Source organism: Mesotoga infera (genome assembly GCA_011045915.1).
In the GTDB taxonomy this organism is placed as follows: Bacteria; Thermotogota; Thermotogae; order Petrotogales; family Kosmotogaceae; genus Mesotoga; species Mesotoga infera_D.
In genome coordinates this window covers 1-9961 of sequence record DSBT01000003.1, presented here as the reverse complement: position 1 = coordinate 9961, position 9961 = coordinate 1, and the positions used below count along the sequence as shown (strand labels likewise).

The window sequence follows — 9961 nt, the reverse complement described above, 5'->3', positions numbered from 1 at the left end:
GAACGGACAACGAATTACGCCTCTTTACAGCGTTCAGCGGTATTTAGATACTAGATCCCGTGCAGAAACATCACGGGATGACCATTAACAGAAAGTATTCGTTTTTAAGCGTACAGCGGATCTTTTTGCCCGCGAAGCGGGCCTCGCGTCCACTAACGCTCTTCAGAGCATTGCATCCCACCGAAGGTGGCATCACTTCCGCCGATGCTTTTCGGCGCATCACTTCCCCGGACGTTTCTCCGGGCATCACTTCCAGACGAAGTCGGAACTGGCCTCGCCAAATCGGTTTGGTGTTCTTATGGTTTTTCTCGCCACTGCTTGCAGTGACTGGCCGCACGAAGTGCGACTGGCCTGCGCCAGCAGACTGGCTCATTTTGCCTCCTGCGAATCATCCAACAACTAACTCGACCAGTTCCGTTCCGTCGAAAACTCTTATCAAGTGATTATTCGTGTCGGCTATGTACAACAGCCCGTTATAGTATTTGACATCGTTTGGCTCGAATAGACCGAGAGTGGAGCACTTCTCTCCATCCAGGGTGCAGGTTCCCTCTCCAAGATTCTTGATTACCGTCTCTACTCGCTGTATCCCAAGATCAATCTTCCTGATAGCATGGTTATAGGTATCGGCCACGTACAGAAATCTTCCGTAACCGTGAATTCCTAGCGGATGCTGAAAGAGAGACCTTGAAAGAATGCCGTCGACATAACCGAATGAGAAAAGTCCGTGTCCAGCAACAGTTCGAACCAATCCTGATTCCATATCTACATACCTTATTCCGGAAACCTCTGAATCGGCAACGTACAGACTCTTTCCATCAAGGAATAGCCCGCTTGGCTGTGCGAAGTTCGCCTCTTTCAAAGAACCATCTGACATATTCTCGGCACCGCTTCCTGCATACGAGAAGATACTATTTGCCTCTAAGTCGAGCCTCCATATCTGATGCATTCCGGCCATAGCTATGTAGAGATATCTTCCGTCAGTTTGCAAATCCCATGGGGAGTTAAGCCGCGCCTTTGATGCTTCACCGCTGTGTTGCCAGCTGAAGCCCTGAAGACCGTCGCCCGAAATTGTCCTCAATTTTCTTTCTCTCAAATCGGCTTTTCTGATTGCATGGTTCTCTGTATCGGCTATGTAAAGTACACCCTCTGAATAGACCATGCCCTGAGGCCTGTTTAGTCGAGCCTCTTCGAAAGTTCCATCTTCGAAGCCTCTTCTCTGACCTCCGATCTGATCGATCACCTTTGCTTCAAAAGGAGAGGCAAGCTCCGTTACGAGTATTCGATCGTTGTTCGAATCGCTTATAAACATCTTCCTTGAATCCCCGAAGGCGATCTTCCCTGGAAAGGAAAGAGTCGAATCTCTCTTGGATGACTTAGGCGTCACCGGTATCCTCTCATTGCTTAGAATCCCTCTCCAATTCCCATTCTCGAGAGCTTTGGAGATCTCATTTGAAAGGTAATCTCGCTTGCCCTCGCCAGAGGTTTTTGACAAAATCCTTCCGTCAGGTCCTATCAGGACATAAGGCGGCCATGCGCGAACTACATACCTGTCCCAAAGGTAATATTCGTTGTCGATAAGAACGGGATGTTCTATTCCATAACGCTCGACAGCGGCTCTGATACTCTTCTCTTCGCGTTCGTTCTCAAACTTCGCGGAATGGACCCCGATAACGAGGAAAGGACTGTCTTTGTACTTCTCTTCCAGCCAATTGAGGTCCGGGATCACATGAATGCAGTTTATGCAGCAGTAAGTCCAGAAGTCAAACAATACTACAAACCCTTTAAGATCCTCTAGAGTCAGAGGACGGTCGACATTTATCCATTTGCCCGACTCCGGAAATTCTATCGCTCTTCCATACAATTCAATCACCTCTTCCAAGCTTTGACTGAGAATCACAATAATTGGATCACCTCGAGATCTTTCCAGACTCGAACCCGCTTGAAAAATGCATAACATATGGAAAAACCTCGAGCGCAGATGGCGGCGTTCTTGCATTAGATAGGATAGCGTCGCTTCATTGCTTCTCGAGAGCGTTTCTTTTTAATGAGGTCTGAAAATGTCGTGATGAAAGATATTATTGAAGCGGGGATCAGTGATGCATAACACTTGTGGAGTTTCTTATCGTAAGCTTGACATCTATGATCGTGTCAGACACCCTCTTTCCAGAAAGTATTTTCGATAGAGCGACAACCGATTCCGACCCCAGGGTTCTGGGGTCCTGGTCGACAGATGTGAGCGTAGGGATAGTTATTGGGGCAATCAGGTTGTTGTCATAGCCTACGACAGATATCTGATCGGGGACATTAACGCCCTGATCCGTGAAGAAGGCTATCACTCCAGCTGCCACCAGGTCGTTAGCAGCGATGACAGAATCAACCTCGATCATTCTCTCCAACAACTCTCTTGCCGCTTCATAACCGGCCTCGTAGCTGTACCCGCACAACACGATGAGAGAAGGATCGTATTCTATGCCCTCCTCATCAAGAGCCCTCCTGTATCCTGAATATCTATCGAGGGTGGTGTATTTGCCCGCCTCCTTGCTGGAAGCTACTTCTCTTATATTGTCTACAGTGCAGGGTGTTGACCAGAAGCCGGCGAGAAATCCTACTCTCTTTCTGCCGAGTCTCAGGAGGTACCGGGTGGCAAGATAGCCACCTTTCACGTTATCAGTATAGACGTGAGGCTTTGATTCGAAGACATTTCTTCTTCCTACAACAACTATCGGGAGATCTTTGAAGCTCTCTATTTCGGGAAGCGGGTCTCCCGTGGATACCGGACAGTATATAAGGCCATCCACAACGGTCCTTGCAAGGCTGTCGATTGCTGCCTTTTCAACTTCCCTCTTTCCATCAGCAGTCGAGATTATTATCACGTGTTCTATTTCCTGAGCCTTCAAGATCGCCCCGGCAATCATAGCACTGAAAAAGGGGTGTGATACATCCGGAACGAGCATCCCAATGGTATTGGTCGTCTGGCCCTTCATGAATCTTGCGGCAACGTTGGGCCTGTAGTTGAGCTTCTTCACGGCCTCCCAAACCTTGGTCTGAAGATCCTCTCGCACTGGTCTCGAAGCGTTGATAACTCTCGAGACCGTTGCCGCCGAAAGTCCGGCGTAGTCAGCAACCTGCTTTATCGTGACCCTGTCGCTCTTTTTTACTGTAAATCACCTCTCTGCTCTGAAAAGGATTTCAGAAAAGGCAGAGCTACTAAACTTATTATAACCAGCAAGGTCACTATCCCAAAAGTCGAATTGAAGGCATTTACTTCAGCTTCAGCTCCGCCGGATGATGAGAAACGCTGAACGAGAAATCCCGTTCCGGACTGAAATATGATCACAGATATGAAAGTGAAGAGATTCATTCCTCCAAAGAGAGAGCCTCCGCGCCCTTTCACAGCCAGATCATTCACTCCCCCAGTCAGATGGTCGTAAGTGACGCCTGCAAAGAAGCCGAGGAAAAATCCAACGATCCCGGGTACGAGAATCGGCAGCTGGCTCTTCATAGACAACCAGAATATAATCCACGCTGCGCCGTAAGATACACATGAGACGGTAATTGCAATTAGCCTCAGTCTTGCTGGCCTCGCTATATATGCTCCCACAAAATTTCCAACCATTACCCCGATGCTTATCAGCGTTGACCAGAGACTCGCAGTTCCATATGAAACACCGTATGCCGACTGATACCATGTAACGGCCCAGAGTCCCTGCAAGGCCATTAAAGAGCCGAAAGAAGTCCCCCAAAGTATAAGCATCAGCTTCAGCTGTCTTGACTTGAAGATCTTTCTGAACGAATCCTTCAGGTTGTCAAGGAAGCTGATTCTCTCAGTAGTGCTGCCTACCACTGTAACGGGGTCCTTTCTCCTCAGGATTATAAGCGAGGCCGCAAGCGCAAAGTTGAGGACTGCGAGCAGTATGAAAACGTTCTTTCTACCGAACTGATCGAGAGCAAAGGCGAGCGGGGCAACGGAAATCACCGCTCCAAAATTTCCAAGAGTATAGGTTATGCCAGAAAAGAAAGAGTACTTGTCCCTGTGAAAAGAGTGCGACTGAAAAACGAGAACCCCCGAGAGCATTGGAGCAAGGCCCAATCCAGTCAGCAACCTGCCCGTGCCGAGCATCACAGGGTTTGTGGCAAAGCCAAAGAGAAGAGCTCCAATTCCTGTCGTAAGCATACCGAGGGATACAATCTTGAGTGGGCCAAACCTGTCGTTCAGCGCTCCGCTAATTGGTTGCATGAAGGCATACGCATAGAAATATGAACTGGATATGAAACCCACAAGGGAAGCGCTCATCCCCCATTCCGCCGAGACTATGGGAAGGCTCACAGAAGCCGAGACTCTAAAAAAGTAAGAAAAGAAATACGCCGAAACAAGCAGAGCGTATATCGAAAGTTTACTGCCAGAGGTCGATAAAACAGATTCGTCCTTATTCATAATTCTGCCTCCAAAAATCTTGGAAAACCTTTTCCCAAAACTGCAAAAAACCATCTGACTTCTCTCTAACAGTCATCATTTCTGCCGCCCGATCCCGAAGAAAAGATTGAGAATCTCTTCTTTGAGGAAAAAAGCAGTATCTTCCTTCTTGCTTGTAAACATTATACATTAAGAGTTAGGAAATAATCAATTGTGAGATATTTGAATTTTGAATTTTGCCATGCAATGAAGTATAATCTATATATTCTGAAATGGCAAACGTTTTCCGATTCCGAGGAGGTGGATGGTAATGAAGAAAGTTCTTCTGTTTTCGCTAGTTCTTGTTATTGCAGTTTCGATCCTTGCATCATATCCAACAAAAGCCGTTACTTTAGTTATCCCGTGGGCCGCCGGCGGTATTACAGACAGAGTGGGAAGGGCATTTGCGCCTTATCTTGAAAAGCAGCTGGGTGTTTCGGTGATCGTGCTGAACCAACCGGGCGCCTCTGGAGCCATTGGTACAGATTTTGCTTACTCCAAACCGGCAGACGGTTATACACTGCTTCTCTCTGCAGAGACTCCAGGAGTCTTCAGAGTTATGGGAACGGGCAAACTGGGTTTCGATAACTTCGAAGGCATAATGATGCTGGTCGAAGATATGAAAGTAGTCGTCGTTCCAGGCAACTCGCCGTATCAGACTATGGATGAACTCGTTACGGCAATCAAAGAAAACCCCGGAAAGATCAAGATGTCATACTCCGGTCCGGGTGCAAGCGGACACATCCAGGGACTTCTGCTGAAAGAAGTAGGACTTGATGTTTCCATGACCCCGTTCGGAGGCGGCAGCCCTGCAATGCTCGCAACGATAAGCGGTCAGGTCGATTTCACTTTCGGAAATATCGGTACAGTCCTAGACTACTTGAAGACCGGTGACCTAAGGGCCCTCGCAGTCTACACAAAAGATGAAAGATCTGCAGCAATCCCTGAAGTCCCGCCGATTGCCGATGCAATTCCAGAAATGGAACGTTACCTGCCTTTGACCTTCCCGAACTGTATCCTTGTTAAAGAGGGCACTCCGCCTGAAGTCAAGGAATTTCTTCTGGAGGCTGCTCAGAAGGCCGTTCAAGATGCCGGATGGCTTGAATTCACCGAAGGAAGCTTTTATAACAGAATGCACGACGTGCAGGGCGACGATGTTATCGACTACTGGAACCGCTGGACTTCAATCGTCACATGGCTTCTGTATGACGCCGGCGTGGCTCCAAACAGTCCCGCAGACTTTGGAATAGAAAGATTCTGATCTATCGACGGTAGACCTCGTGTCTACCGTCTTTGGAGGTTTTCATGAAAGAGAAGACAAGCGGTCGCGTAAATTTTCAGATAATTGAAGGCGTTTTCTTTGCGACAATTGCCGTGTTTGTTATCGTTGCCTCGGCGGGAATGAACCCTTACGGTTCCTGGTCGCTCGCGCCAGGCCTTTTCCCGTTGATTATGGGCGTCATTCTCCTGGCAATGGCAATTTCTCTAATATTCCAGGCAATCTTGAGTAAGACCTTCAAGTCGGGCGGCTTCGACAAGGTCGACTGGCTTAGGATTTCACTCGTAATGGTCCTGACATTCGTATATGTCTGGCTCGTTCCGATAATCGGTTTTATTGCTGTTTCTATTCCTTACCTGGCCCTGATGCTACTCCTTTTGGGGGAAAAGCGCTGGTGGCTGATCGGGATAATCTCCGTGGGGACTACTCTAGGCCTGTATTACGCCTTCGGTGTGCTACTGAGTGTCTACCTGCCTTGAGAAGGTGATGTTGATATGATTGAACAAATACTGGCTGCAATAGATCTCAGGTTCATTTTCCTGGTATTTGTTGGTGCCTTTGCCGGACTTATTGTAGGCGCCATGCCGGGGCTTTCCGTCACAATGGCCACTGCAATTCTCGTTTCGGTAACTTTTACATGGGCTGTCAACGACGCAATGGCTCTTATGATGGGCGTCTACGTTGTCGGAGTCTTCTCCGGGGCAATATCCGCCATACTGGTCAACATCCCAGGAGCTCCCGCATCGGTCGCAACTACTCTTGACGGCTTTCCCATGACCATGAAGGGACAGGCCAAAAAGGCTTTGCGAGTTGCTACCGTCTATTCTTTTGTGGGTACTCTTTTTGGTCTAATTATGCTGGCCTTGCTTGCAAAACCAGTTACAAAGATTGCCCTGCAGTTCTCGCCGATGGACTACTTTCTGCTTGCCCTCTTCGGCTTGACAACAGTAGGGTCTCTTACGTCGAAGAACTTCCTTAAGGGATTGATAAGCGCTGCTCTAGGCGTCATCATAAGCTTGATAGGAATCGATCCGATAATGGGAACCCCGAGATTCACGTTCGGTTCAATGAGGCTACAGGCCGGTATTTCACTGATAGCCGCTCTGATCGGGCTGTTCGGTTTTTCGGAGATTCTCGTTCAGATAGGTCAGCGTTCTCTCGATCCCATTTCCGGAAAGCTGGGAAAAGAGAAGGTCGGTTTTCGGCAGCTATTGAGGCACATTCCCCTTTCACTGCAGTCGGCAGTGATAGGTACGTTCATAGGCGCGCTGCCGGGAACAGGTGGTCCAGTAGCTTCTCTAATTGCTTATGATCAGGCAAAGAAGACCGTTAGAAAGCCAGAAGTTCCATTTGGAGAAGGGGCCGTTGAGGGAATAGTTGCCAGCGAGTCTGCAAACAACGCCTGTATAGGTGGAGCACTCATACCGATGCTTACGCTTGCTGTTCCCGGCGATGCAGTTACTGCGGTCCTTCTATCTGCAATGTACGTCCATGGTTTGAGGCCCGGGCCCCTGCTTTTCACGCAGACCCCCGACCTCTTCTACGTAATTCTTGCTGCGGGAATAATTGGATCACTGTCGATAATCGCTTTTGGAATCAGTGTGGCACCGCTAATGGCAAGGATGGTGTTGATTCCGAAGAAGATCCTGCTTCCTGTGGTCGCAATCTTGTGCATAATCGGCGCCTACGCAATAAACTCAAGTGTGTTCGATGTGCTCATAATGGCTATCTTCGGTTTGATGGGCTTTATCATGAGAAGAAAGGGCTACTCGGTGGCTCCCATGGTGCTCGGTATAGTGCTGGGATCACTGATGGACGCCAATTTCAGGAGAGCCGTATCACTGGCTTCGGCAAGTGACAATCTGTTAATCTCTATGTTCTCCAGGCCGATCAGTCTCATACTGATAGCCTTCATATTAATATCTCTGCTTTCAAATTTCAAGTTTGTCAAGACCGGAGTGAGGAAGCTCTTCTCCAGAGGGTCTGACAAAGGACAGGAGGAATGAAAATGATAGCCTTTGCTTCCAGGCATAACCTCTCAGGGAGACTCTCCGTACCCGGTTCAAAGAGCCATACAATAAGAGCTGTCCTTATCGCCGCGATGGCAAACGGGCTCTCAACCATTAGAAACCCTCTTCCCAGCGAAGATTGTCTCTCGGCGACAAGAGCCGCAAGGGCCTTCGGATCGGATGTGAAGATCGAAAAGGGAGTATGGACTATCCAGAGCTCTCACGATGGCTTGAAAGTTCCCGACGATGTGATCGACTGCGGCAATTCCGGAACGACCTATTACTTCGCCACGGCTATCTCAGGAACTCTGAGCGATTACGTTGTTTTGACGGGTGATTACCAGATCCGCAGGAGACCCGTGGGAAAGCTGCTGGATGCGATGAGAGATCTGGGAGCCTTCGCCGTCACGACGAGAAGCAACAGCAATGCAGCTCCCGTAATAATAAAAGGCCCCATGAGGGCCGGCACGATCGTCTTTGGTGGAAAGATGTCCCAGTACATTTCGGGGATGCTCCTGGCCTCCGCAAGGCTAAAGGGCAAGACAAGGATCGAAGTCCAGAAAGCCATAGAGAGACCTTATCTGCAGATGACCGTGGATTGGATGACCGAACACGGAATAAAAGTCGAATACGACGAGAAAAATTACAGCTTCTTCGAAGTGGAAGGCCCCCAGGAATACAAAACAGTTGAAACCTCAATACCGAGCGACTGGGAATCCGTCGCGTTCCCTCTCGTGGCGGCGCTGGTTACGGATTCCGAGATTGTGATAGAGGATCTCGATCTTTCCGGAAGCCAGGGAGACTCAGTAATCGTGGATATCTTGAAAGAGATGGGTGGAGACGTAACTCTCGACGGTGCCACTAACTCTCTAAAGGCCAGGGGAGGGAACAGACTCAGGGGAATCACAGTAGATTGTTCCGACATTCCCGATGCTCTGCCCATACTTTCAGTCGCCGCCTGCTTCGCAGAGGGAGACACCGTACTGACGGGAATAGAAAGCATAAGAGTGAAAGAAACCGACAGAGTCGAGGTAATGAAGAGGGAGCTCTCGAAAATGGGAGCATCGATCGAGGACACTGATCATGAAATGATTATCCATGGCGGCAAGAAACTGACCGGAGCAAAGGTCGAAAGCCACGACGACCACAGAGTGGCTATGTCCCTCGCCGTCGCCGGGCTCTTCTCAGACGGGGTTACGGAAATCAGCAACGCCGAGTGTGTCTCGGTCTCCTTCCCGGGTTTCTACGAACTCATGAACGACGTCGGAGCTGGTTTCGAGATCGAATAGAATCGCTCATCTAGAGAAGATATCTGGCAGTTATCACTTTTCTGATGTTAATCAAAGAAAACATCACCCATTAACCCCGGCTTCACGGCCGGGCTTTTTTGCATCAGCCGCTTTCAGAAGATCTGAATAACTCTAGATGAAAGACTTCTGGAACCTCATCGAGGAATGGATCCGAAGAGAAACTTCAAAGCCAAGCAATATTCTAGCTGCTATATACTGCTTTTTTTGCTGAGAAGAACCCAATGGGCAGACTTCATGAGAAGTCGCTTCTTCAGAGTTCTACGAATACAGATAGGTTTGCTCTTTTCGTTGCCATGGCAAAACAGCTTGATTCAAGAGTATCAGAGTTTCACAGAAGCATTACTCGCCACTTAGCACCACCAGGTGAAATTGATAGTGAACGCTGGCTCTCATCATGATCAGGGAACTCCACAGCATCACGCAATGAAACAGACCATTGAAACCCCTAAGAAGTGAATCAACTTCCGTTCTTCCAGTCTTCATGGTTCAAATGCACATCTTCGATACGATGAAGACGCTTGACATCGCCGTTTTTCGAAGTACCTTCCACGGGCAAAAAAGACTTGACACTTGAAATCCAAACCATGATAATTGTAATAGTTCTGGCGGACAGAGCTTTCGTGTCCTACGCTTTTCTCTAGACGATCGGAGGTAATAGCAAATGAGAAAAACTCTAATCATCTTTATGCTGGTCCTCGTTGCCTCATTTTCGATGGCGAATTTTTTCAGGCCTGACATTCGTGCAGGTTATGGTGTAACGAGCACCGGATGGCTCTCGGATTACTTTGAACCTCTCAAGGGAACGAACATGGATACTCCAGTCTACTACATGGACAGCGGAGTTCCCGGGCCCACTTTTCTGCTTATGGGTGGTACACATCCAATGGAGATCGCAGGAACCGTAGCTGCG

The 9961-nt window shown here is 48.6% G+C and carries 8 protein-coding genes; 5 read left to right on the top strand and 3 right to left on the bottom strand.

Going from position 1 to position 9961, the window contains the following annotated elements:
* Window positions 1-388: 388 nt before the first annotated feature.
* The 3 genes from ENN47_00090 to ENN47_00080 all read right to left on the bottom strand — a co-directional run bounded on the left by ENN47_00090 (window position 389) and on the right by ENN47_00080 (window position 4435).
* A complete protein-coding gene (locus ENN47_00090; protein HDP76589.1) occupies window positions 389-1861 on the bottom strand; it encodes a redoxin domain-containing protein in 1473 nt (490 codons plus the stop codon).
* Window positions 1862-2090: 229 nt separating this feature from the next.
* Window positions 2091-3134 (bottom strand): LacI family transcriptional regulator, encoded by a 1044-nt coding sequence (locus ENN47_00085; GenBank protein ID HDP76588.1) that lies wholly within the window; start codon window positions 3132-3134, stop codon window positions 2091-2093.
* 20 nt (window positions 3135-3154) lie between these two features.
* Complete coding sequence (locus ENN47_00080) at window positions 3155-4435, bottom strand: MFS transporter (protein HDP76587.1); 1281 nt, start codon at window positions 4433-4435, stop codon at window positions 3155-3157.
* Window positions 4436-4724: 289 nt separating this feature from the next.
* On the opposite strand from ENN47_00080, the gene ENN47_00075 reads away from it, so the two are divergent.
* The 5 genes from ENN47_00075 to ENN47_00055 all read left to right on the top strand — a co-directional run.
* Window positions 4725-5714, top strand: a complete 990-nt coding sequence (locus ENN47_00075; GenBank protein ID HDP76586.1) for a tripartite tricarboxylate transporter substrate binding protein — start codon at window positions 4725-4727, stop codon at window positions 5712-5714.
* A gap of 44 nt (window positions 5715-5758) precedes the next feature.
* Window positions 5759-6211, top strand: coding sequence for a tripartite tricarboxylate transporter TctB family protein (locus ENN47_00070; protein ID HDP76585.1), 453 nt, complete (start codon window positions 5759-5761; stop codon window positions 6209-6211).
* A gap of 15 nt (window positions 6212-6226) precedes the next feature.
* A complete protein-coding gene (locus tag ENN47_00065; protein HDP76584.1) occupies window positions 6227-7738 on the top strand; it encodes a C4-dicarboxylate ABC transporter permease in 1512 nt (503 codons plus the stop codon).
* A complete protein-coding gene (gene aroA / locus ENN47_00060; GenBank protein HDP76583.1) occupies window positions 7735-9030 on the top strand; it encodes a 3-phosphoshikimate 1-carboxyvinyltransferase in 1296 nt (431 codons plus the stop codon). The genes ENN47_00065 and aroA overlap by 4 nt, the downstream gene beginning before the upstream one ends.
* 682 nt (window positions 9031-9712) lie before the next feature.
* The coding region (locus tag ENN47_00055) for a deacylase (protein HDP76582.1) at window positions 9713-9961 on the top strand (249 nt) is incomplete at its 3' end.